Below are 23,676 nucleotides of genomic sequence, written 5' to 3' on the forward strand. Positions count from 1 at the left end.
TCTCGATGAGCTCGAAGCGCAGGATACGGAGACCTTCGAAGACTCAGATACTCAAGCAGAATTGCAACCGGTCTACCATCGGCGGTGGCACCGCCCTCGCCGACGGCGGCGGGTTTGGAGAAGGGTCTGTCGCCGTTACTGGCGGTATGGCCGTCGGCGCACCCGGTGCTATCGCAGGCGCGTTTGGGTCTGGTTTCGGTTTTAGCAACTGGTCTTGCCGAAAACCCCGGTGGATGCCGGGGTTTTCGCTTCAGGCGACATTTAAGGAATCCTCGACATTTGCGACGACTTCGCGCTTCGCTGCGAATTCGGGCAGGTTTCAGCCAGGGCCTTTGATTTATCTGGTACGCCCAAGGGGAATCGAACCCCTGTTACCGCCGTGAAAGGGCGGTGTCCTGACCGCTAGACGATGGGCGCGCTCAAGATGTGAGCGGTTTATAGTTGCGTTGCGCCAAACCGGCAACCCGTCTGCCACGCCTGCGACAACTTTTTTCGATAGCCGCAAAAATGCACGTTTTCGACGGGTCGGGGCCTGGTTTCGCGGGTGTCGAACGTTATGCCTCAGTCGGCGTATCTCGCAAACTTGCGTCAGGCGGGACAAAGAAACTAACCGTCGCCGCCACTGCGCCGGCGGCAGCGCCAGTTCCAGTCGCGCTCGGGGCCGACATCGACGTGGATGGATTCGGTGTGGCAGTAGGTGCCGACGCCACCGCGGCCGGGCATGGAGCGGATATAGCTCGCCAGTTCCCATTTCGAGACGCCCGGAACCTGGATGTCGGCTGCCGCGCAATACATGTGCAGTGAATTCTTGGCGCCGTTGGCGCGACGGTTGCGGGCCGGATCGCGATAGCCGGAGGTTACGATCATCTTCTTGCCGTAGTGGCCTTCAATCGTCTTCAGCACGCGGACCAGCGACGGTTTCAGGCAGGCGACGTCGACGCTTTCGGTCTGCTTCAAGAGGCCGTTGGGCGCCAATCGGGCGAGGCCGGCCGCGGACGCAACCTGATAGGCACCGCCTTCGTCCTCATTTAGATCGACGTCGCTCTCGTCGTCGAGGCCGGATTTGCGCTTGATCTCGAACAGCGCCGTCTTGCGCACGCCGGGCAGCGCGTCGCTTGTGTAACCGCTGGTGTCGACGGAAGCGAGTTGCACCGGCTTTTCAGCCGGATTGGCAGAGGCCAGCGTAATGATCGGCTTTGCCGGCGATGGCGTCGGCGTGGGCTGTGCAGCGGCGGACTGGGCGGTCTCGGGCTGCTCGCCCGGTTTTGCGTCGATAAGCGGCGCAGGTGCTGCGGAGGCGGGCGTAGTGCCGAATAGCGACGCGAAGAATCCCTTTTTCTTCGGTGCATAGGCCTGCGGCTGCGGCATCTCGCCGGCGGTGACGTAGACCTGGTTGTTCGTCGCCGGAGCGGCGGCGTTGGCCTCTTGCTTCGTCGTGCCAGCATCGGCGGCGGCAACCTTCTGCGCGGCGGCGTCGGTCTGCTCAGCCGTTTGTGCTGGCTGCTCCAGCGGCTGCGGCGTGTGTCCAGCGATCGTCTCGGCACCAGTTGGGACGGGGAAGCCGGCGTCTGTCCTAGTCCCTGGCTTGGCTATCGGTACATACGAAACCTGCTCGGGAAGGGGGGCATCGCCCTCGGCCGTCATCGTCATCTGCTGGGTCGTCACCTGCGAGGACGAATCGTCTGCGGCCGCCGGCTTGGCGCTGGAGGCCGCACTGATGTCGGACGCCGTGGCGTTATAACCGGGCATGCCGACGGACATGTTCGGGTCGCCAGCCGAAGTACAGGACGCCAGGAGCACGGAGAAAAGCGCTACCACAATGGTGCGGCCTTCCCCCTTCGCGAGACGCGATCCTGCTGATTTCAAAACAAAATTCCCCCTCGGTGTCCGGCCGGTTCGTCATTGGCGCGGCGTCGAAACGTCTCGTCGAAATGACCCTTGTTCCCGAACCGGAAACGAGACCTGTGTCAAATCTGCATGCCTTGAAGTTATTCGGTAGTTGGAGACGCGTTAAGGCAGCTTAATAGTTGACGACACCATTTCGCCCTGTTTTGCCACCCCGTCAACTCACCAGACATTACAGTCCGTTACACACGCACCTTGACATAGGTGCCCGGCGCATCACCCAGGGTTTTCATATGCTTGCCGGGTTTGCGGGCGGGCACGCGGGTGTTGTCCCTGGCCTCGATCCAGTTTTGCCAGTGCGGCCACCAGGAGCCGGGATGATCCTTGGCCCCGGCGATCCATTGGTCGAAGTCGCCGACCGGCTTGCCGCCCGTCCAGTAATGATATTTCTGCGCCGCCGGCGGGTTGACGACGCCGGCGATGTGGCCAGAGCCTGCCATCACGTACTCGACCTCGCCGCCGAAATATTTCGAGCCGAGGAACACCGAAAGCGCCGGTGCGATGTGGTCTTCCTTCGAGGCGAGGTTGTAGACCGGGATGGTGATGTCACCGAGCGAGACCGTGCGGCCGGCCAGTTCCATCATGCCTTGCGAGAGCTTGTTCTCGAGATAGCAGTTGCGCAGATAGAAGGAATGGTTGGCCGCGCCCATGCGGGTAGAATCGGCGTTCCAGTAGAGCAGGTCGAAGGGCAGGGGATCCTTGCCGCGCATGTAGTTGTTGACGACATAGGGCCAGATCAAGTCGCCCGAGCGCAGCATGTTGAAGGCGGTCGCCATCTTGGTGCCTTCGAGGTAGCCTCTTTCGTTCATCGCCTTTTCGACGGCCGCGACCTGCTCCTCGTCGACGAACACTTTCAGGTCGCCGGCATAGGTGAAGTCGACCTGCGTGGTGAAGAAGGTCGCCGATTTGACGCGGTTGTCGCCTTCCTGCGCCATCAGCGCCAAGGCTGCCGCCATCAGTGTGCCGCCGACACAGTAGCCGATGGCGTTGACCTCCTTTTCGCCGGTGGCCTTCTCGATGGTGTCGAGGCCGTATTGCAGGCCCTCGCGAATATAGGCTTCCCAGCTCTTGGTGCCGTGGCGCTCGTCCGGATTGATCCAGGAGATGACGAAGACGGTGTGGCCCTGCTCGACTGCCCAGCGAATGAAAGATTTTTGCGGGTTGAGGTCGAGAATGTAGAACTTGTTGATCCATGGCGGACAAATCAGCAGCGGCCGCTTGAGCACAGTCTCGGTCGCGGGATCGTACTGGATGATCTCGGCGACATCGCTGCGGCCCACCACCTTGCCGGGCGTGGTGGCGAGGTTCTTGCCGATTTCGAAGGGCGAGTAATCGGCCTGCCTGAGCTTCAGGTCGCCCTTGCCGGCGGCGATGTCCTCGGCCAGCATCTTCATGCCGCGCACCAGGTTCTCGCCATTCGAGGCGACGGTCTCGCGAAACAGCTCCGGATTGGTCAGGATGAAATTCGACGGCGAGATGGCGTTAGACACCTGCTTGACGTAGAAGGCGGCCTTGTGACGGGTGTGCTCGTCGAGGCCGTCGGCGTGCTCGACGAGATCTGCCGCCCAGCGCGAGGTGACGAGATAGGCCTGCTTCAGGAAATCGAAGAACGCGTTGCGGCCCCATTCAGGGTCCTGGAAGCGCTTGTCGCCACGCTCGGGCTTGACCGCGTCGTCGGGCGCTTCAGCGCCAGGACTAATGCGCTGGATGGCGTTTGCCCAGACGCTCATATAGCCCCCGAACAGCCGCGTCTGCGCCTCCAGCGCGCGCTGCGGATCGGAAAGCCAGTATTCGCTGAGCTTGGAGAAGGTCTTGACCATGTCGACCACGGGCTCGGCGACATGATCGCGCACGTCGCCTTTTTCGCGCGGCTCGGCCCATGCCGAGGCGGCCTTGCCGGCCTGCTCGATCATGCGCGCCATGTTCAGGGCGAAGCGTTCCGGGTCCTTCACCAGATATTGCTCGACGGTCGAAGGCTCGTCATCTTCCGCTTTGCCCGAATCGGGTGTTTTGGACATGGTTCGCGGGGTTCCTCACGAAGCGTTTTCTTGACATATTACCATGCGACATCTGACCGGGTCCAATGTGCTCTACCCCGGCTGCCAGGGAAACAATATGACGTTTGATATTCGCGAGAATGTTTTTTTGGCAACGGGTCGTTTTTGCCGCAGCGCTGCTGCGATGGTCTTTTTGGCAACGGGGGCTGCCTTGCTGACGACCGGGGGCTGCACGAGCAGCCATATGGACGGCGCTGCACCCGTTGCCGGCCTCGAAGGGCCGAAGGACACCGGCTCCTATCCGAACCTGAACATCCCGCCGCAGGTGGCGGCACAGCAGCTGACGGACGAAGAGAGGAACGCCAAGCTTGCCCAGTTGAAGGCGGACCAGCAAGCGCAGACAGCCAAGGGTGGCGGTGGTGCTCCAGCCGCGAACCCGGCGGCACTGAGCTCGCTGGCGAAAACCCACGGCGATGAAACGCTCAAGCAGATCGAAGCCAAATGTGACGCCGCCCTCGACCCTACCTGCAAATAGGGCTATATCGCGCGCCTAAACTCTTTTGCCAAAGCCACCATTGATCGTCTGGAACTGACATGGAAGAATTTCACAAGGTCCGCCGGCTTCCGCCCTATGTGTTCGAGCAGGTCAACCGGCTGAAGGCCAGCGCCCGTTCACGTGGTGCCGACATCATCGACCTTGGTATGGGCAACCCGGACCTGCCGACACCAAAGGCAATCGTCGACAAATTGTGTGAGGTCGTGCGCGACCCGCGCACGCATCGCTATTCATCGTCGCGTGGTATTCCAGGCCTGCGCCGCGCCCAGGCCAACTACTATGCGCGCCGCTTCGGCGTAAAACTCGACCCGGACACGCAAGTGGTGGCGACGCTGGGCTCGAAGGAAGGTTTTGCCAACATGGCGCAGGCGATCACTGCCCCCGGCGACGTGATCCTGTGCCCCAATCCGACCTATCCGATCCACGCTTTCGGCTTCATCATGTCAGGCGGCGTCATCCGCTCGCTGCAGGTCGAACCGGACGACGGCTTCATTTCGGCGCTGGAGCGCGCCATCCGCCATTCCATCCCCAAGCCGCTGGCGCTGATCCTCAACTACCCATCGAACCCGACGGCGCTGGTCGCCTCGCTCGATTTCTACAAGGACGTGGTGGCCTTCGCCAGGAAGAACGACATCATCATCCTGTCGGACCTTGCCTATTCCGAAATCTATTTCGATGGCAATCCGCCACCGTCGGTGCTGCAGGTGCCCGGCGCGATCGACGTGGCGGTCGAATTCACCTCGATGTCGAAGACCTTTTCGATGCCCGGCTGGCGCATGGGGTTCGCGGTCGGCAACGAGCGGCTGATCTCGGCGCTGACGCGCGTCAAATCCTATCTCGACTATGGTGCCTTCACGCCGATCCAGGTAGCGGCCGCGCATGCTCTCAACGGCGATGGCGCCGACATCGCCGAAGTGCGCGACATCTACCACAAGCGCCGCGATGTCATGGTCGACGCCTTCAGCCGTGCCGGCTGGACCGTCCCGGCGCCGGCGGCCTCGATGTTCGCCTGGGCGCCGATCCCGGAGCCATTCCGTCACCTCGGTTCGCTCGAGTTCTCCAAGCTCCTGATCGAGCACGCCGACGTGGCGGTGGCGCCGGGCGTCGGCTTCGGCGAGCATGGCGACGATCACGTGCGCATCGCGCTGGTCGAAAACGAGCACCGGATCCGGCAGGCGGCGCGCAACATCAAGCGCTTCCTGGCGTCCAGCGCCAAGCAGCCCAACAATGTGGTGCCGTTGGCAGCTCACCGCTGAGTTTTCTGCACATTTTACATCGACTGAATTCTTGAGGGGCGCCGCCTTACATGGCTGAAGCATTGCGTGTTGGAATTGCCGGGCTCGGCACTGTCGGCGCGTCGGTGGCGCGCGTGCTGCGCGACAAGGCGGCCGAACTGACGCGCCAGTGCGGACGCGATATCGTCATCACCGCCGTTTCGGCGCGCGATCCCAAGCGCGACCGTGGTATCGATCTCGGCGCGGCAAAGTGGTTCGACGATGCGATAAAGATGGCGCAGATCGCCGATATCGATGTCTTCGTCGAACTGATCGGCGGCGACGAGGGTGCGGCGCGAGCATCCGTAAAGGCGGCGCTCGAAGCCGGCCGCCACGTCGTCACCGCCAACAAGGCGCTGCTCTCCAAGCATGGCGTGGCGCTGGCGGAGATCGCCGAGAAGAAAGGCGTACTGCTCAACTACGAGGCGGCGGTGGCCGGCGGCATACCGGTCATCAAGACGATGCGCGAGGCGATGGCCGGCAATTCGGTCACCCGCGTCTTCGGCATCCTCAACGGCACCTGCAACTACATCCTGACCCGCATGGAGGCCGAGGGCTTGTCCTTCGACGCCTGCCTGGAGGACGCGCAGCGGCTGGGCTATGCCGAGGCCGATCCGACCTTCGACATCGAGGGCCACGACACCGCGCATAAGCTGTCGATCCTGACCAGTCTTGCCTTCGGCACGCGGATCGCCGCCAACGACATCTACATGGAAGGCATTTCCAACATCAGCCAAGCCGACATCCGCGCCGCCGGCGATCTCGGTTACCGGATCAAGCTGCTTGGTGTTGCCCAGCGCACGGAAAGCGGCATCGAGCAGCGCGTCCACCCGACGATGGTGCCGACCGCATCGGTCATCGCCCAGGTGCATGGCGTCACCAATGCGGTGGCTATCGAGACCGACATCCTCGGCGAACTCCTGCTCTCGGGCCCCGGCGCCGGCGGCAACGCCACCGCATCGGCGGTGGTCGGCGACATCGCCGACATCGCCAAGAGCCGGCCGGGTTTCCAGCACGGTCCGGTGTTCGGCCTGCCCGCGAAGGAATTGAAACCCTACAAGAAGGCGCAGATGCGCAGCCATGCCGGCGGCTATTTCATTCGGCTGACCGTGCACGACCGCATCGGCGTCTTCGCCGCTATCGCCAAACGCATGGCCGACAACGACATTTCGCTGGAATCGATCGTGCAGCACGCCGACGGGCCGGAAACCGCCGCGCAAAAAAAGACGGTGATCCTCGTCACCCACGAGACGACCGAGGCGGCGGTGCGCAGGGCTGTCGACGGCATCACCAAGGACGGCCATTTAACCGACAAGCCGCAGGTCATCCGCATCGAGCGGGCAGGATAGAAAGTCATCTTTCTCCTTCAATCGATTGATATCGCAGCGCTGGCAAAAAAACGCCTTGCGCAAGTCTTGCTGTTGTCATGCAGCTTTGACACAAGGAGCGCGCCTCTGGCGGGAGGCGTGAGACAAACGAGGATCTCCACCGATGAATGTGGCACATAACATTGTCGCCGGCCTCGACCGAATTCTCACCATGGAGCTGGTGCGTGTCACCGAACGCGCCGCAGTCGCGGCCGCCAGATTGCGTGGACGCGGTGATGAAAAGGCCGCCGACCAGGCCGCGGTCGACGCCATGCGGCAGGAACTCAACCGCCTCGCCATCAAGGGCACCGTGGTGATCGGCGAGGGCGAGCGCGACGAGGCACCGATGCTTTATATCGGCGAAGAGGTCGGCAGCGGCAAAGGCCCGGCGGTCGATATCGCACTCGATCCGCTCGAAGGCACGACGATCTGCGCCAAGAACCTGCCCAATGCACTTGCTGTCATCGCCATTGCGGAAAAGGGCAGCCTGCTGTTCGCGCCCGACGTCTATATGGACAAGATCGCCATCGGCCCTGGCTACGCTGACGGCATTATCGATATCGATGCCTCGCCGGCCGAAAACATTGCCAATCTAGCCAAGGCCAAGGGCGTTGAGGTACCTGATATCACCGCCTGCATCCTCGACCGGCCGCGCCATGCCGAGCTGATCGATGCCGTGCGGGCGACGGGTGCCGCGATCCGGCTGATCGGCGACGGCGATGTCGCCGGCGTCATCCACACCACCGATCCGGAAGAGACCGGCATCGACATTTATCTTGGCATCGGTGGTGCACCGGAAGGCGTGCTGGCCGCGGCCGCCTTGCGCTGCATCGGAGGTCAGATGCAGGGCCGGCTGGTTCTCGACACGCCGGAAAAGCTGGCGCGCGCGGCCAAGATGGGCATTTCCGACCCGAAGCAGGTTTACCGGGCGCAAGACATGGCGCGCGGCGACGTGTTGTTTGCGGCAACCGGCGTCACCGACGGCAACATGCTGGCCGGCGTCAAGTTCGGCCGCACCTATATCACCACGCACACGATCGTCCTGCGCTCGTCGTCGCGAACCGTGCGCGAGATCAAGGCCAGACACCAGGATCCGGAAAAGTTTTGATTCCGACTCAGTTAGCCGTCGCATATTGTGAGAAATGACAATCTGCAGACGGCGCGTCACATGACGGGCGAAAGACGCTTCTTCCTCGATGTCAGGCAGTCGGCATCAGGTGTTTCGTGGGAGCACCGGCTGACTGAGCGCCAGGACATGACGGCGCTCGCCATTGCGCAAGGTCATGGCGTGCCGGACATCGTCGCACGGGTGCTTGCCGGGCGCGGCGTGAGTGTCGAGCAGACCGAGCGTTTCCTTGATCCGACAATCCGCGAGTTGCTGCCGGACCCTGCTTCGCTGACCGACATGGACAAGGCCGCCGCGCGCGTCGCCGAGGCAGTCGTTGCCGGGGAAAAGGTGGCGATCTTCGGCGACTACGATGTCGACGGCGCGGCCTCATCGGCACTGCTCAAGCGGTTTTTGGCGCATTTTTCGGTGGCATCCGAGATCTATATTCCGGATCGCATTTTCGAGGGCTACGGCCCCAATCCGGAAGCCATGCGCGAACTCGTCAGCCGGGGCGCGAAATTGATCGTCACCGTCGACTGCGGCACCAACAGCGCGGCTTCCGTAGACGCGGCTAAGGCCGCCGGCGCCGACGTCGTGGTGCTCGACCACCATCAGGTCGGTGGCCAGCTGCCGGCGGCAGGTGCAGTCGTCAATCCCAATCGCGACGATGATCTGTCGGGACAGGGCCATCTTTGCGCCGCCGGCGTCGTCTTCCTCTGCCTGGTGCAGACGGCAAAGATCCTGCGTAGCCGTTTGCCGGCAGCCGCGCCGCCGGATCTGCTTTCCTTGCTCGACCTGGTGGCACTGGCCACCGTTTGCGACGTAGTGCCGCTGACCGGCGTCAACCGCGCTTTCGTGGTCAAGGGGCTGCAGGTGGCGCGCCAGCAGAAGAACGAGGGGCTGGCGGCGCTGGCGCGGGTCTCGCGCATCGGCGAACCGATCAGCACCTTTCACCTCGCCTATCTGATCGGCCCGCGTATCAATGCCGGCGGGCGCATCGGTGACGCAGCCCTTGGCAGCCGCCTGCTTGCCACCGACGATCCGGTCGAAGCCCGCACCATCGCTGAGACGCTCGATCGGCTCAACCAGGAGCGGCAGCAGATGGAACTGGAAATGCTGGCGCAAGCGCGCATCGAGGCCGATGCCGAGCTTGCCGGCGGCAATGGCCCGGCAGTCGTCGTCACGGCCAGCAGCACCTGGCATCCGGGCATCGTCGGCCTGCTTGCCTCGCGGTTGAAGGACCACGCACGCCGGCCTGCCTTCGCCATTGCCTTCAACGCCAACGGCGTCGGCACCGGCTCAGGCCGTTCGGTGTCCGGCTTCGACCTCGGCCGGCTGGTGCGCGAGGCGGCCGACGCCGGGTTGATCGTCAAGGGCGGCGGCCATGGCATGGCGGCGGGTATCACGGTGGAGCGAGCGAGGCTCGGCGAGCTGAGGGCGTTCTTCGAGGAACGCGCGGCAGCCGACGTGTTCCGGCTGCAGGACGAGGAAAGCCTGGCCATCGACGGCGCACTCGCTGCCGAAGGTGCAACGCTCGCGCTGCTCGACGCACTGGAAAAGGCGGGGCCGTTCGGCGCCGGGCATGTCGCGCCGGTCTTCGCGCTGCCGCGCCACCGGCTGGCCGACGCACGGCCGGTCGGCACCAACCACATCCGCGCCGACCTGCAGTCAGAAAGCGGCGGTCGCATCCAGGCGATCGCCTTTCGCGCCGTCGATACTGCGCTTGGCGAATTCCTGTTCAAGAACAGGGGCAAGACCGTGCACGTCGCCGGCTCGCTGTCGGGCAATTACTGGAACGGCAACCGCACGGTGCAGTTCCGCATCACCGACGCGGCACGTGCCTGATCTTGTCCGAACCGGAGGTCAGCGCAGAAAAAACCGGATTCCATTTGTCGCTGACGCGGACCTGCGGGATTACGGTTTAGCCGAGGACAGTCTGCAGCCGGGTCAGTTCGCCGATCTGGGCCATCGTTGTCTGATAGCCGAGGCGGATCGCTTCGTCGGCACGGTGGAATTCGGTCAGGCCGATATGGCTGAGTTTTGGATGCAGCGACATGTCTGGAGGATCGCCTGCAAGCCTGGCGCGTGAAATACGGTCCTGGATGATATTGAAGGCTTCGACCATGACGCCGGTGATGCCGAGCTTGGTCTCACGGGCCTGATGTTCGGTATCGATCAGGCCAGGCTTCGGCGCGTCGTTCTCGATGACCAGTTCGCCGGCGCTGTGCCTGATCACCGCAGCGCGGCCGAACAGATCATAGTGAAGGTTCACCGCGACCACGAGCTGCTGCTCGTAGGCGCGGCAGGCTGAAACCGGCACCGGATTGACCAGCGCACCGTCAACCAGCACACGTCCGTTGCAGGCCACCGGCTCGAACACGCCGGGCAGCGCATAGGAGGCGCGCATGGCGGTGATCAGCGAGCCGCTGTGCAGCCAGATTTCGTGGCCGGTGCGGATTTCAGAGGTGACGCAGACGAACGGCTTCGACAGGTCTTCGAAACGAATGCCGGCAATATGTTCGCGCAGTCGTGCATCGAGCTTCATGCCGCCGAACAGGCCGCTGCCGCGCAGATTGAGGTCGAGAAGGCCAAAGATGCGCCGCCGGGTCAGGCTCCTGGCGAATTCTTCCAGCTCATCCAGTTTGCCGGCAAGATAGCAGCCGCCGACCAACGCGCCGATAGAAGTGCCGGCGATCATCGACACTTCGATGCCGGCCTCGTCGAGCGCGCGCAGCACGCCGATATGAGCCCAGCCGCGAGCACAGCCGCCGCCCAGAGCCAGTGAAATGCCCGGTTTCTTCGGAGGTTTTGTTTCGGACGCGCCGCCGGACGAGGACGGGCCGTTGGCCTCTCGAACGTCTGATCTGTTACGCAATGACGCCCATTCGAGCATCACAATCTCCCCTTGTCCCACGTCCCTTCTATCGGAAGGATGTTTGAGAATAGTGAATATGAGTGGTTTGTGAATATTGAATGGTTCACAAAGGCTTCCGATACGTTGTTTCCGCATCGAACAGCGCTTTGCTACCGTCGCCGGCAAGCGTCCCCTTGCCGTCAATCAGTCCCACCGTCCGATAAAAGCAAGAACGCCGGCCGGTGTGACAAGTTGCGTCGTGGCCCAACACTTTGACGCGCAACCATATCGCGTCCTGGTCACAATCCGTGAGCATCTCGACGACTTGCTGGACATTGCCCGAGGTTTCGCCCTTCTTCCACAGCGCGTCGCGCGAGCGCGACCAAAAGTGGGCGATGCCGGTTTCCAGTGTCAACGCCAGCGCCTCGGCGTTCATATGCGCGACCATCAACAGCATGCCGTCTTTGGCATCGGTGACGACCGCCGTGAGGAGGCCGTGGGCATCGAAGCGCGGCGAAAACACCGCACCTTCCTCCAGCGCTTTCTTGTCTGACGAAGGTTTGGGGAATTCCAGTGCCGACATCGCCGGTCCTTATCTTGTGCAACCGGCGAAGGCGGGTCAGACCCCGCCACCGCGCACCATGGTGACGAAACGGAGCTGCTCTCCGGGCGTGTCCTTGAAGACGCCGGTGAAGGTCGAGGTCAGCGTTGTGGAGCCCTGCTTGCGGATGCCGCGCATGGCCATGCACATATGCTCGGCTTCGAGCATAACGGCGACGCCGCGCGGATTGAGCACGTCCTGGATGACGCCGGCGATCTGCGCGGTCATCGCTTCCTGGGTCTGCAGGCGGTGGGCGAAGATATCGACGACGCGGGCGATCTTGGACAGGCCGACAACCTTGCCGTCCGGCAGGTAGCCGACATGCGCCTTGCCGATGATCGGCACCATGTGGTGCTCGCAATGCGAATGGAACGATATGTCCTTGACGAGGACGAGGTCGTCATAGCCGGCGACTTCCTCGAAGGTACGGCCGAGCTCCTCGACCGGGTTCATGTCGTAGCCGCCGAACATTTCGCGGTAGGCCTTCACCACACGCTTTGGCGTATCGATCAGGCCCTCACGGTCCGGATTGTCTCCGGTCCAGCGCAACAGAGTGCGCACCGCGGCTTCGACTTCAGCTTCGCTTGGCCGATCGGTGACCGGCTTTTCCAGATAAGCGGACGGAGGCATGAATTTCTTGATAACGGCATCCATAAGGGCGTCTCCCGTAGTTCCTCTCTCAGGAGGAACGAGTTGAACGGACCACGACCTTTCGGGTGTTAGAAACTCGCCCGGTTTCCAGCCCGCAAGCGGCGTGAACTGATCTGGGCAGGGACGCGGCCATTGGTTGCCTTGTCCATACCCGACTGCCAGCATTATATATGTTCGTGCCGAGCGAAAGGAAGACCATCAGCGGCAATCACTGTTCGCTCGGCGGCGACGGATTGGAAAAATATGATCGACGACGTCTACAATGCGAAAATTCTGGGATTTGCCGGGAACATCGCGCGGATCGGCCGGCTCGAACATCCCGATGCAACCGCGCGAGCACATTCCAAATTGTGCGGCTCGACCGTAACCGTCGATCTGAAGATGGATGACGGCGTCGTTACCGATTTTGCTCATGACGTGAAGGCCTGCGCGCTCGGCCAGGCGTCGTCCTCGATCATGGCGCAGCATGTCGTCGGCGCCAGCGCGGACGAATTGCGCGCGGTGCGCGAAACGATGCTGAAGATGCTGAAGGAAAACGGCGCGCCGCCGGAAGGCCGTTTTGCCGATCTCAGATATCTCGAGCCGGTGCGCGACTACAAGGCGCGCCATGCCTCGACAATGCTGACTTTCGATGCCGTGGTGGATGCGATCGGCCAGATCGAACGGAAGCGCGCCGGACAGGCGGCCTAGGCCTGAGGCTCAATCTTCCAGAAACGCTGGCCAGGGAATTCCAGGAGACATTGCTTTCCTAAATACTCACATCTGTCGGAGGCATGAGGACGACACCAGGGATTGCGATGAGCGACGAGCACCGACATGCACATGCAGCGTTGGCCGCAAAGCGCGGGCGCAACTGGCCAGGCCCGTGGCGCAAGACGCCGGGCCGCATCCTCGGCACGTCGCTTGTCCGGCTCTACCAGCTGACGCTGTCCGGGTTTGTCGGCAATTCCTGCCGGCATCTGCCGACCTGTTCCGAATACGCGCATGAGGCGATCGCCCGCCACGGGCTTTGGGCCGGCGGCTGGATGGGGCTTTTCCGTGTGCTGCGCTGCGGGCCGTTCGGGACCCATGGCATCGACCGCGTGCCCGAGACACTGGCCGATCGCTATGTCTGGTTCACGCCGTGGCGGTACTGGCAGATCGGCAAGAAGCGCAGTGATATGGAAAACTGATGCCCGGCGCGACCAAGTGTTTACGATTTGGTTAGGTTAACCGCATGTTGCGCATTTGAGACAAAATCGAGACATGACGCCTCGCTAAGCCGCTCCTGACAGCCCTCAGGAGAGATTGCCAGATGCGCCAGATAGATCGCTTTCCATTCGTCTTCGCCCTGGTTCTCTATCTTCTGGCATGGTTTCTGGGTCTTCCGGTGCGCGCCCGGTCCGCGCCGCTAAGGGAGGTCGAATGCGCGTTGGTCCTGCCCGGTAGTCGATACGAAACGATCGGATACGCCGAAGGCATCAAGACGCGGACAACGTTCCTGGAAAACCTGCCGAATCTCATCAAGTGATCCACCATCCGCCTTTACGGCGCGGGAATCTGCCCATAAAAGACTGCCCGCCGCCGGACGCATCCGGCATTTCACCACCCGCGCTCGTTTGCGGGACTGGATAGGAGATATCTATGCTGAATTCCGTTTCCCTGACATTTCCCGATGGCTCCGTCCGCGACTACGACGCGGCGATGACCGGCGCCGACCTGGCAGAATCGATCTCGAAGTCGCTGGCCAAGAAGGCCGTGGCCTACAGCCTCGACGGCGTGATGCGCGATCTTTCCGATCCGCTCGGCAAGTCCGGCAAGGTCGAGATCATCACCCGCGACGACCCACGCGCGCTGGAGCTGATCCGGCACGACGCCGCACATGTGCTGGCCGAAGCCGTGCAGGAATTGTGGCCGGGAACGCAGGTGACCATCGGGCCGGTGATCGAGAACGGGTTCTATTATGATTTCGCCCGCAACGAGCCATTCACGCCCGACGATTTCCCGGTGATCGAGAAGAAGATGCGCGAGATCATTGCGCGCAACAAGCCGTTCACCAAAGAGGTGTGGTCACGCGAAAAGGCGAAGAGGATCTTTGCCGACAAGGGCGAGAGCTACAAGCTGGAGCTGATCGACGCCATTCCCGACGATCAGGACCTCAAGATCTATGCGCAGGGCGACTGGTTCGACCTTTGCCGCGGCCCGCACATGGTCTCGACCGGCCAGATCGGCAACGCCTTCAAGCTGATGAAGGTGGCCGGCGCCTATTGGCGCGGCGATTCCAACAATCCGATGCTGACGCGCATCTACGGCACGGCCTGGGCCGACCAGGCGCAGCTCGATGCCTACCAGACGATGCTCGAGGAAGCCGAAAAGCGCGACCACAGGAAGCTTGGCCGCGAGATGGACCTGTTCCATTTCCAGGAAGAGGGCCCAGGCGTCGTCTTCTGGCACGCCAAGGGCTGGAAGATGTTCCAGAACCTGGTCAACTACATGCGCCGCCGGCTGGACGACCTCAGCTATCAGGAAGTCAACGCTCCGCAAGTGCTCGACAAGTCGCTGTGGGAGACTTCAGGCCACTGGGGCTGGTACCGGGACAATATGTTCAAGGTGACGGTTGCCGGCGACGACACTGATGACGACCGCGTCTTCGCGCTGAAGCCGATGAACTGTCCCGGCCATGTCCAAATCTTCAAGCATGGATTGAAGTCATACCGAGATCTGCCTGTAAGATTGGCTGAATTCGGCGCCGTTCATCGCTATGAGCCGTCCGGCGCGCTGCACGGGCTGATGCGCGTGCGCGGCTTTACCCAGGACGATGCCCACATCTTCTGCACCGAGGAACAACTCGCCGACGAGTGCATCAAGATCAACGACCTGATCCTGTCGACCTACGCCGATTTCGGCTTCGACGAAATCACCGTCAAGCTGGCGACCCGCCCCGAAAAACGGGTCGGCACCGACGCGATGTGGGATCATGCCGAGGGCGTGCTGCAGGACGTGCTCGACAAGATCGCGGCGCGGTCGGGCAACCGGATCAAGACGGGTGTCAATCCGGGCGAGGGCACGTTCTACGGGCCGAAGTTCGAATATGTGCTGCGCGACGCCATCGGCCGCGACTGGCAATGCGGCACCACGCAGGTCGACTTCAACCTGCCGGAACGCTTCGGCGCCTTCTATATCGGCTCGGATTCGGAAAAGAAGCAGCCGGTGATGGTCCACCGCGCCATCTGCGGCTCGATGGAGCGCTTCCTCGGCATCCTGATCGAAAACTATTCCGGCCATTTGCCGCTGTGGTTCGCGCCGCTGCAGGTTGTAGTGGCGACGATCACCTCCGATGCCGACGACTACGCCGTGAAGGTTGTCCAGCAGTTGAAAGCGGCCGGTCTTCTGGCGGAGGCCGATCTGCGCAACGAGAAGATCAACTACAAGGTCCGCGAGCACAGCCTAGCCAAGGTTCCGGTCATCCTCGTCTGCGGCAGGCGAGAGGCAGAGGAAGAGACGGTCAACATCCGCCGCCTGGGTTCGCGTGACCAGGAATCGCTTCGTCTTGGCGAGGCGGTGGCGATGCTTGCGGAAGAGGCAGTGACGCCTGACCGCAGGCGCCGCGCGGCTTGATCCGTCCACTCCCGACGAAATGGCGGTGGAGCGATCCACCGCCATTTTCACATGCCTGTCACGCCGACCATGTAGCGAGCCTTCATGCTGAAGCTGAAAATGCGCGAAAGACCGTTTCCCGAGCTTTCCTATGCCGGTCCGCATCAGCCGGCGTTGACGCGATGGTTCATCCACTCGATCGAAGGCCTGTCCGGGCGCGATCGCTTTGCTGCGCTCTACGATTTCTGGCGCTGTCAGGTGGTGCCGACCGGCGAGCGCGTGTTCAGCCGCATGTTGGAATTGATCGACGTCCGGGTGCGGACCGCCGATCGATGGCCGCCGGCAAAGCTGCCTGACACGCCGCTGGTGATCGTCGCCAACCATCCGTTCGGCATCGGCGACGGCATTGCCGTGCTGTCGCTGGCCGAGCAGTTGGGGCGGCCGTTTCGCGTCATGATTCACAAGGATCTGCTCAAGATCCGCGAAATGGAACCCTATTCGCTGCCGATCGACTTCTCCGAGACCAAGGAGGCGCTGAAGAACAACATGGCGGTGCGCCACGAGGCGGTGCGGCTGCTGAAGGAAGGCGTCACCATCGTCGTGTTCCCGGCCGGCGGCGTCGCCACCGCGCCGAAGGGTTTTGGCCGGGCGCGCGATCTGCCGTGGAAGATGTTTACGGCCCGTCTCGTCCAGGACGCCAGGGCGTCGGTCATCCCGATGCATTTTTCCGGTCAGAACGGCCGGTTGTTCCATCTGGTCAGCGGACCGATGAACATGGCCGAGCGCGACGGGCGTGTGGCGAAGTTCGTCGGCAAGGCTTCGCTGACGTTGCGCATCTCGCTCCTCATCCATGAATTCGCGCGGCTGTCCGGCAAGTCGATCGACGTGCGAGTCGGCGACGTGCTGAGATGGGACGAACTGGAGCCGCTGCGCGACCGCAAGGCTTTGCTCGACCGCCTCTATCGCGGTGTCTTCGACCTGGCGCCCACCGAACCATCACGTGGCCGTGTCCAGTTTCTGCCGAGACGCTTGCGCAAGGCAGCCTAATGCCGCCTAGTCGGCGCCTTCCTCGGGGTCGATGGCCGAAGCTTCCGTGGCCAGAACCTCGATTTCCTGGTTCTGCCCGGCGACGACCTTGAAATCCTTCTGGTAGATGCGGTCGCGGTTCTTGGCGATTATGGTGTAGTCGCCTTCGGCCAGCACCATCGAGGCGAAGGCGCCGACGGTTTCCTTGATGGGATCACCGGATTCGTTGAGCAGCGACCACGCGGTGTCGGCTATCGCCTCGCCGCCGGGCTCGCGCACCAACTTCATTGTCATCTCCGCCGCGCGATGCTCGACGGTGGCTTCTGTCAGCTTGCCGGCCTCGACGCGGATATCGGAACGGATGACCGCATTCACCGAACCATAGGTCGAAACGACATGGTATACGCCGGCGTTCAGCCGCACGACGCTGTTCGGTTCGACATCGGGTATGATCAGGGCACGGTCGCCATGGGTTTCGGCCTGCCCCTCATAGATCGAGAAGCGCAGCTTCTTCGGTGTAATACGCACCCCGCCCGAAAGCACGGCGTCGAGCTTGAGGCCGCCGGCATCGAGCACGAGGCTTTCGCGCTTGGCGTCCTTGCCGACGGTGACGCGCTTGGTGGCGCCGGCCCGTCCGTAGGAGGCATGCACCAGATAGCTGCCGGGCTCGAGTTGGAACACGGCGGTGCCGCCATGGGCGGAGGCGACCATCGGCAGCTTGCCATCGCTGGCCGCTTCAGGCTTGAAGACGCGCCAGACGATGCCGCGTGTGATGTCGGCGCCCTTGTCCGTCAGTTGCGCCGACAGCGTGATCGCGCCGCCGGTGCCCAATGCGAGTGATGTTTCGTTTTTGGGCGACGCGTAGCTCGAAATTCCGGGGAGTTTCAAATTGCTGATGCCGTCTGCGTTCTGCGCGACAGCCGATGAAACCAGCACCATGAACAGTGCGGCGCCGAGCCAAATCAGGAAAAGTCGGATTGTCCCCTCAAACATGCCTTGCGTTGAAGCCCAAGGCGGTGGCAATTTCAAGGCTTAAGAGCCCGATCCGCTTGTGCTAGGGGGCTTTTTCGTCCGGCGCGTTGCGCCAATGCCCAAGCCGCCCGAATTCCCGATGGCGCGCTTCAGCTCAAAATCGAGTGTTTTTAGGAGACTTGCGCCCATGGCGTCGCCGATCATCGAATTCCTGCTGACCCGAAATTCCGCGCCGATCCCGGACCTGAAGGAACCGGCGCCCAGCGATGCGGAGATCGCGACGATGATCACTGCCGCCACGCGGGTGCCGGACCACGGCCGGATGGAGCCCTGGCGTTTTATCCTCTATCGCGGCGAGGCACGCGCCGAGATCGGCAAGAAGCTGGCAGCGCTTGCCGAACAGCGCGAAGGGCCGCTGCCCGAAGGCCGCCGCAACCAGGAACTGGCGCGCTTTTCGCGCGCACCGCTGGTGATCGGTGTCGTGTCGAGCCCAAAGGAAAATCCGAAAATCCCGCAATGGGAAATGTTCCTTTCCGGCGGCATGGCGGCGATGAACCTGATGATCGCCGCCAATGCGCTGGGCTATGGCACCAACATGATCAGCAACTGGTATTCCGACGTGCAGGAGGGCAGGGCGATCCTGGGGCTGGCGTCGCATGAACGTGTCGTCGGCTTCGTCCATATCGGCTCCTATCAGGGGCCGGCGCCTGAGCGGCCGCGGCCTGATGCCGCAAAACTCTATGCCGACTATGCGGGGCCGTGGGCGGGCTGACGCTCAACGCGGACAGGGAATGGTGTCAGGTCGGGATGCCCGCAGCCCTGGCTCGCGCCAGCAGCCGCTCGGCCAGCCGCAGGTGCGGCCGGTCGTACATCTTGCCGTCGATGCCGACGACGCCGGGATTTCCAGCTGCCGCGAATGCCCTAACGACCGCCAAAGAGTGTTTCACCGCCTCGGCCGACGGTGTGAAGGCGGCGTTGATGACCGGAACCTGTGCTGGGTGAATCGCCATCTTGCCGGTGAAGCCGTCGCGCTCGGCCTCGGCGCATTCCTTCTCGAAGGCGGCCATGTTGCGAAAATCCGGGAAAACCGTGTCGATCGCAGCGACCTCCGCCGCGCCTGCCGCAAGGATGGTCATCGTGCGGGCGAAACGGAAGAGATCGGTATAACGGCCTCGTTCATCGCGCGCCGTGCGCGCGCCGATTGCCGCCGACAGGTCCTCCGCGCCCCAGGTGACGCCAGCAAGCCGCGCGCTTGCCTTGGCATAGGTCGCTGCCGCCAGCACGCCAGCGGCGGTTTCGGTGATGATCGGCAGGATTCTTATGGCGCCGTCCGGCAGGCCGTTTTCGGCCTCGTGCACCCTGAGCTTTGCCGAAAGCTGCTGCACATCCTGGCCGCTGTTCGACTTCGGCAGAATGATCCCGTCGGGCTTGGCCGGAACCAGCGCTGCGAGATCGTCGTCGGTCAACCCGGTCGAGAGATCGTTGACCCGCACATAGATCGCGGACTTCGTTCGATGCCTGTGCCCGGCGATGAAGCGTGCCGCGATGTCGCGCGCCGACGGCTTGTTCTCGGCCGCCACGGAATCCTCGAGGTCGACGATGACCACATCGGCGCCCGCGCCAAAGGCTTTTCCCAGCTTCTTTTCGGAATCGCCCGGAACGAACAGCAGCGAGCGCATCCGTCAGGCCGCCTTTTTCATCATCATCGCCTGTCTTGTGCATTTGGCAACGAGCACATCATCCTGGTTATAGGCGCGGTGCTCGAACTCGACGATGCCGCGGTCCAGCTTAGACCTGGAATCGCGCACCGAAATCACAGTGGTCTCGACGCGAATGGTGTCGCCGTGGAAGACCGGATGCGGAAACACCGTCTCCTTCATGCCGAGATTGGCGATGGTGGTGCCGACGGTGATGTCGTTGACCGAAATGCCGATCATCAGGCCCAGCGTAAACAGCGAATTGACCAGCGGCTTGCCCCATTCGCTCTTGGCGGCAAAGTCGAAATCGATGTGCAGCGGCTGCGGGTTCAGCGTCATCACCGAGAACAGCATGTTATCGCTTTCGGTGACGGTTTTGCGCAGCGTGTGCTTGAAGACACGACCGACGACGAACTCTTCCAGATAAAGCCCGGCCATGGTCGATCTCCTCCGCTTCCGGTTGCTTGATAGGCGTTGGCTGCGGCTCCATCAAGCCGGTTAAGGAATATGGTGAACGCTTCGTAAACCATTTCTGCCTACGGTCTACACTGGGGCCAGAAGCGTTCTGGCGAGGGGCGTAAGCAGGCGGCATGGTTGTTTCGCATTTCCTGAAATGGATTTACACGGCCAGGGTTTCCGAGCGCGCCGCGGCAGCAAGCGCGTTGGCCCGCGCCTATATCAGCGCCGACCTGCCGTTCGAAGACCGCTGCGCCGCCGAGGCAGCGCTGACACTGCTGCTCGACGACGCGTCGTCGAAAGTGCGGCTGGCGATTGCAGAGGTGCTGTCGATGAGTCATCACGCGCCGCTCCAGATCATCAGCGCATTGGCCTCCGACCAGCCGGAAGTGGCCGCTCTTGTACTGGCACGTTCGCCGCTGCTCACCGATGCCGACCTGATCGACCGGGTCGCCTGCGGGCAGAAGGCGACACAGAAACTGATCGCCAACCGGCCGGTCGTCTCCATGGCGCTTGCGGCTGCGATCGCCGAAATCGGCGAGCCGGAAGCCTGCGCCACGCTTCTTGCCAACAGCGGCGCCGACATCGCGTCACTCAGCTTTCGCCGCATGGCCGAACGGCAGGGCCACCTGCCCCTGGTGCGCGAAGCGTTGATCGCCGATGCGCGCCTGCCTGCTGACTGCCGGCACATGCTGCTGGTCAAGCTCGGCGAAACGCTCAAAGGGTCGCCTCTGGTGGTGGCACTGATGGGCACCGCCAGGGCCGATCGCGTCATGCGCGACGCCTGCGTCAAGGCTTCCGTGACGTTGATCGAAGGCACGCGCGCGAAAGAACATGCCGCACTCATCGAGCATTTGCGCCTGCGCGGCGACCTGTCGGCAAGCTTCATCATCCGCACCATTGCACATGGCAAGGTCGATTTCTTCGGCTCGACGCTGGTCGCGCTCAGCCAGCAGTCCGAACAGCGGGTGAGGGCGCTGCTGGCCGGCGGACACGACGTCGCCCTGCAGGCATTGTTCCGCAGTGCTGGTCTTGCCGCCGCCACCCACGCCATCATCCTGCGCGCACTGAAGATCTGGCGCGAGGTTGCCAACGGCAAGCGTGTTGCCGGCGTGCAGGAAGTCAGCTGGCTGATGCTGAAGGAACTGGGCGGGCAGTCCGCCCAGGGCGACCTCGTCGGGCTGGTCAAGTCGATCCATGTCGATGCGCTGCGCGAAAACGCGCGTGGGCATGCCCTGGCGATCGCTGCAGCTTAAACGCGATCCTTCGCGAAGAAGTCCGGAAAATCCTCGATCGCGGCGGCGATGAAGCGCGATCAGCCCGGCCGAAACGGTGCGCAGGGCAAAAATCCAGTCCGAGCGTGTCGGTGCGTCAGTCCGGGGAGCCTCGCGACAAAACCCTTGCGCAGCCGGTCCCAGATCACACGCTCATCTCCGCGCCTAGAAGAGCAAGCTAGAACGCTCAGATATCCAGCACGTCCGTTTCGGCGAATTCGGCGCGCTCCTGGATGAAGCGGAAGCGGGCCTCCGGCTTGGTGCCCATCAGCGCATCGACTGCATCCTTGGTCGCGATCTCGGCGTCAATCACGTCGACCCTCAGCAGCGTGCGCTTCTTGGGGTCCATGGTGGTTTCCTTGAGCTGCGCGGCCATCATCTCGCCCAGCCCCTTGAAGCGGCCGATCTCCACCTTGGCGCGCCCGGTGAATTCAGTGCGCAGAAGTTCGTCCTTGTGCGCATCGTCACGAGCGTAGGCGACCTTGCCACCTTGCCGGATCGAGTAGAGCGGTGGCACCGCCAGATAGAGATGACCGCCGCGCACCAGGCTCGGCATCTCCTGATAGAAGAAGGTGATCAGCAGCGAGGCGATGTGGGCGCCGTCGACGTCGGCGTCGGTCATGATGATGACGCGGTCGTAGCGCAGATCCTCGTCGCGATATTTCGACCGCGTCCCGCAGCCCAACGCCTGGATCAGGTCCGAGATCTGCTGGTTGGCGGCCAGCTTGTCGTTACCGGCGCTGGCGACGTTGAGGATCTTGCCGCGCAGCGGCAGCACCGCCTGGCTGGCGCGGTCACGTGCCTGTTTTGCCGAGCCGCCGGCCGAATCGCCCTCGACGATGAAGAGTTCGGCCCCGGCCGCGGCATTCTGCGTGCAGTCGGCGAGCTTGCCAGGCAGACGCAGCTTGCGCACCACGCTCTTGCGCGACACTTCCTTTTCCTGGCGCCGGCGCACCCGCTCGTCGGCGCGCGCGATCACCCATTCGAGCAGCTTCGAGGCTTCCTGCGGATTGTCGGCCAGCCAGTGGTCGAAGGGATCGCGAATGGCGCTCTCGACGATGCGGACCGCCTCGATCGTCGCCAGCCTGTCCTTGGTCTGGCCGACGAATTCCGGCTCGCGGATGAACACCGACAGCATGCCCGCCGCCGAGATCATGACGTCCTCCGAGGTGACGATCGAAGCGCGTTTGTTGCCGACCAGATCGGCATAGGCGCGCAAGCCCCGCGTCAGCACATTGCGGAAACCGGCCTCATGCGTGCCGCCTTCGCCGGTCGGGATGGTGTTGCAATAGGAATTGAGAAAGCCGTCGCCGCCGAACCAGGTCACCGCCCATTCGAGCGAACCGTGGCCGCCTTGCCTGTCGCTCTTGCCGGCGAAGATTTCGCGGGTGACCTGGAATTCGTCGCCGAGCGAGGCCTTCAGATAGTCCTTGAGGCCGCCAGGGAAATGGAACTCGGCCTTGGCCGGGGTCGGGTCCTTTTCCTTGATCAGCGAGGGATCGCAGGTCCAGCGAATCTCGACGCCGCCGAACAGATAGGCCTTCGAACGCGTCATGCGATAGAGCCGCGCCGGTTCGAACGCCGCGCCCTTGCCGAAGATCTGCTCGTCGGGATGAAAACGTATCTTGGTGCCGCGCCGGTTGTGCACCTCGCCGAGCCGCTCCAGGCCGGTCACCGGAACGCCGCGCGAAAAGCGCTGCCGATAAAGTTGCCGTCCTCGCGCGACCTCGACCTCGAGGTGGTCGGATAGCGCATTGACCACGGAGACACCGACGCCGTGCAGGCCGCCGGAAGTCTCATAGACCTTGCTGTCGAATTTGCCGCCGGAATGCAGTGTCGTCATGATGACTTCGAGCGCCGGCTTCTTGAATTTCGGGTGCGGATCGACCGGAATACCGCGGCCATTGTCGGTGACCGAGAGATAGCCGTCGGCGGAAAGCTCGACGTCGATGAACGTCGCATGGCCGGCGACCGCCTCGTCCATCGAATTGTCGATGACCTCGGCAAACAGATGGTGCATCGCCTTGTCGTCGGTGCCGCCGATATACATGCCGGGCCGCCGGCGGACCGGCTCCAGGCCCTCCAGCACCTCGATGTCGGCGGCACTGTAGCTCTCGCTGCCGTCACGCGAGATGGTCGGACGCTTCGCTGCCTGCACCAGCGGATCGACGGGGCGCGCCGGGGCGCGAGCTGGTTGCGGCTGCTTTTCCAGATTGCCGAAAAGATCGTTGTTATCGTCCATGCTTGCCTGGATTCCGATGCTGCGAATCAAATTCGATATTGCCACGCTTTTCTGGTGAGCGCGAACGAGGTTCCTGTTCCGTTCAGGGAATTGTGCGCTTCTAGCTTAGAACCATTCGAT

At 62.8% G+C, this 23,676-nt stretch carries 20 protein-coding genes, 1 tRNA gene and 1 pseudogene; 12 read left to right on the forward strand and 10 right to left on the reverse strand.

Annotated elements, in window-relative coordinates:
- Positions 1–342: 342 nt before the first annotated feature.
- From EN859_RS11965 to phaC, 3 genes are all read right to left on the reverse strand, one after another.
- A tRNA-Glu gene (locus tag EN859_RS11965) sits at positions 343–417 on the reverse strand.
- Positions 418–606: 189 nt separating this feature from the next.
- Entirely contained in the window at positions 607–1,761 is a 1,155-nt protein-coding gene (locus tag EN859_RS11970) for a YcbK family protein (protein WP_245525543.1), read from the reverse strand.
- Between the two features lie 326 nt (positions 1,762–2,087).
- Positions 2,088–3,923, reverse strand: a complete 1,836-nt coding sequence (phaC, locus tag EN859_RS11975) for a class I poly(R)-hydroxyalkanoic acid synthase (RefSeq protein WP_127851363.1) — start codon at positions 3,921–3,923, stop codon at positions 2,088–2,090.
- 97 nt (positions 3,924–4,020) lie between these two features.
- Here phaC and EN859_RS11980 point away from each other — a divergent pair, with 97 nt between their 5' ends.
- The 5 genes from EN859_RS11980 (at position 4,021) to recJ (ending at position 10,052) form a co-directional block, all read left to right on the forward strand.
- Positions 4,021–4,437 (forward strand): hypothetical protein, encoded by a 417-nt coding sequence (locus EN859_RS11980; protein ID WP_189501883.1) that lies wholly within the window; start codon positions 4,021–4,023, stop codon positions 4,435–4,437.
- A gap of 59 nt (positions 4,438–4,496) precedes the next feature.
- The gene (locus tag EN859_RS11985) at positions 4,497–5,714 is read left to right on the forward strand and encodes an LL-diaminopimelate aminotransferase (protein WP_127851362.1); all 1,218 of its coding nucleotides are present in this window, start codon (positions 4,497–4,499) and stop codon (positions 5,712–5,714) included.
- Positions 5,715–5,764: 50 nt separating this feature from the next.
- Positions 5,765–7,081, forward strand: a complete 1,317-nt coding sequence (locus EN859_RS11990) for a homoserine dehydrogenase (protein ID WP_127851361.1) — start codon at positions 5,765–5,767, stop codon at positions 7,079–7,081.
- Positions 7,082–7,223: 142 nt separating this feature from the next.
- Positions 7,224–8,207 (forward strand): class II fructose-bisphosphatase, encoded by a 984-nt coding sequence (glpX, locus tag EN859_RS11995; protein WP_127851360.1) that lies wholly within the window; start codon positions 7,224–7,226, stop codon positions 8,205–8,207.
- 60 nt (positions 8,208–8,267) lie between these two features.
- Positions 8,268–10,052: a single-stranded-DNA-specific exonuclease RecJ gene (gene recJ, locus EN859_RS12000; RefSeq protein ID WP_127851359.1), complete on the forward strand. Its 1,785-nt coding sequence runs from the start codon at positions 8,268–8,270 to the stop codon at positions 10,050–10,052.
- Between the two features lie 76 nt (positions 10,053–10,128).
- Here the strand turns inward: recJ and EN859_RS12005 are convergent, their stop codons facing one another.
- The 3 genes from EN859_RS12005 to folE form a co-directional block, all read right to left on the reverse strand.
- Positions 10,129–11,100: a patatin family protein gene (locus tag EN859_RS12005; protein ID WP_127851358.1), complete on the reverse strand. Its 972-nt coding sequence runs from the start codon at positions 11,098–11,100 to the stop codon at positions 10,129–10,131.
- A gap of 85 nt (positions 11,101–11,185) precedes the next feature.
- Complete coding sequence (hisI, locus tag EN859_RS12010) at positions 11,186–11,644, reverse strand: phosphoribosyl-AMP cyclohydrolase (protein WP_127851357.1); 459 nt, start codon at positions 11,642–11,644, stop codon at positions 11,186–11,188.
- 36 nt (positions 11,645–11,680) lie between these two features.
- Positions 11,681–12,316, reverse strand: a complete 636-nt coding sequence (gene folE / locus EN859_RS12015; protein WP_127851356.1) for a GTP cyclohydrolase I FolE — start codon at positions 12,314–12,316, stop codon at positions 11,681–11,683.
- A 240-nt stretch (positions 12,317–12,556) separates the two neighbouring features.
- Between folE and EN859_RS12020 the strand changes: the two genes are divergently transcribed.
- The 5 genes and pseudogenes from EN859_RS12020 (at position 12,557) to EN859_RS12040 (ending at position 16,936) form a co-directional block, all read left to right on the forward strand.
- The gene (locus EN859_RS12020) at positions 12,557–13,003 is read left to right on the forward strand and encodes an iron-sulfur cluster assembly scaffold protein (RefSeq protein ID WP_127851355.1); all 447 of its coding nucleotides are present in this window, start codon (positions 12,557–12,559) and stop codon (positions 13,001–13,003) included.
- 107 nt (positions 13,004–13,110) lie between these two features.
- A complete protein-coding gene (gene yidD, locus EN859_RS12025) occupies positions 13,111–13,485 on the forward strand; it encodes a membrane protein insertion efficiency factor YidD (protein WP_127851783.1) in 375 nt (124 codons plus the stop codon).
- Between the two features lie 122 nt (positions 13,486–13,607).
- Positions 13,608–13,775 (forward strand): annotated as a pseudogene (locus EN859_RS39205) (class D beta-lactamase); the annotation flags it as partial.
- Positions 13,776–13,936: 161 nt separating this feature from the next.
- Positions 13,937–15,910, forward strand: a complete 1,974-nt coding sequence (thrS, locus tag EN859_RS12035; protein WP_127851354.1) for a threonine--tRNA ligase — start codon at positions 13,937–13,939, stop codon at positions 15,908–15,910.
- An 84-nt stretch (positions 15,911–15,994) separates the two neighbouring features.
- On the forward strand, positions 15,995–16,936 hold the full coding sequence (locus EN859_RS12040) for a GNAT family N-acetyltransferase (protein WP_127851353.1): 942 nt from the start codon (positions 15,995–15,997) through the stop codon (positions 16,934–16,936).
- Between the two features lie 6 nt (positions 16,937–16,942).
- Here the strand turns inward: EN859_RS12040 and EN859_RS12045 are convergent, their stop codons facing one another.
- Complete coding sequence (locus tag EN859_RS12045) at positions 16,943–17,908, reverse strand: hypothetical protein (RefSeq protein WP_127851352.1); 966 nt, start codon at positions 17,906–17,908, stop codon at positions 16,943–16,945.
- 166 nt (positions 17,909–18,074) lie between these two features.
- On the opposite strand from EN859_RS12045, the gene EN859_RS12050 reads away from it, so the two are divergent.
- A complete protein-coding gene (locus EN859_RS12050; RefSeq protein ID WP_127851351.1) occupies positions 18,075–18,659 on the forward strand; it encodes a nitroreductase in 585 nt (194 codons plus the stop codon).
- A 25-nt stretch (positions 18,660–18,684) separates the two neighbouring features.
- Here the strand turns inward: EN859_RS12050 and EN859_RS12055 are convergent, their stop codons facing one another.
- Positions 18,685–19,566 carry a CoA ester lyase gene (locus EN859_RS12055; RefSeq protein ID WP_127851350.1) on the reverse strand — a complete coding sequence of 294 codons (882 nt, stop codon included), beginning with the start codon at positions 19,564–19,566 and terminating at the stop codon, positions 18,685–18,687.
- A 3-nt stretch (positions 19,567–19,569) separates the two neighbouring features.
- Entirely contained in the window at positions 19,570–20,022 is a 453-nt protein-coding gene (locus tag EN859_RS12060; protein WP_127851349.1) for a MaoC family dehydratase, read from the reverse strand.
- Between the two features lie 152 nt (positions 20,023–20,174).
- Between EN859_RS12060 and EN859_RS12065 the strand changes: the two genes are divergently transcribed.
- Complete coding sequence (locus tag EN859_RS12065) at positions 20,175–21,296, forward strand: DUF2336 domain-containing protein (protein ID WP_127851348.1); 1,122 nt, start codon at positions 20,175–20,177, stop codon at positions 21,294–21,296.
- Between the two features lie 205 nt (positions 21,297–21,501).
- On the opposite strand, the gene parE is transcribed toward EN859_RS12065, so the two are convergent.
- On the reverse strand, positions 21,502–23,556 hold the full coding sequence (gene parE, locus EN859_RS12070; RefSeq protein ID WP_127851347.1) for a DNA topoisomerase IV subunit B: 2,055 nt from the start codon (positions 23,554–23,556) through the stop codon (positions 21,502–21,504).
- Positions 23,557–23,676: the final 120 nt, after the last annotated feature.

This window comes from Mesorhizobium sp. M00.F.Ca.ET.216.01.1.1 (assembly GCF_004010325.2).
Classification (GTDB): Bacteria; Pseudomonadota; Alphaproteobacteria; order Rhizobiales; family Rhizobiaceae; genus Mesorhizobium.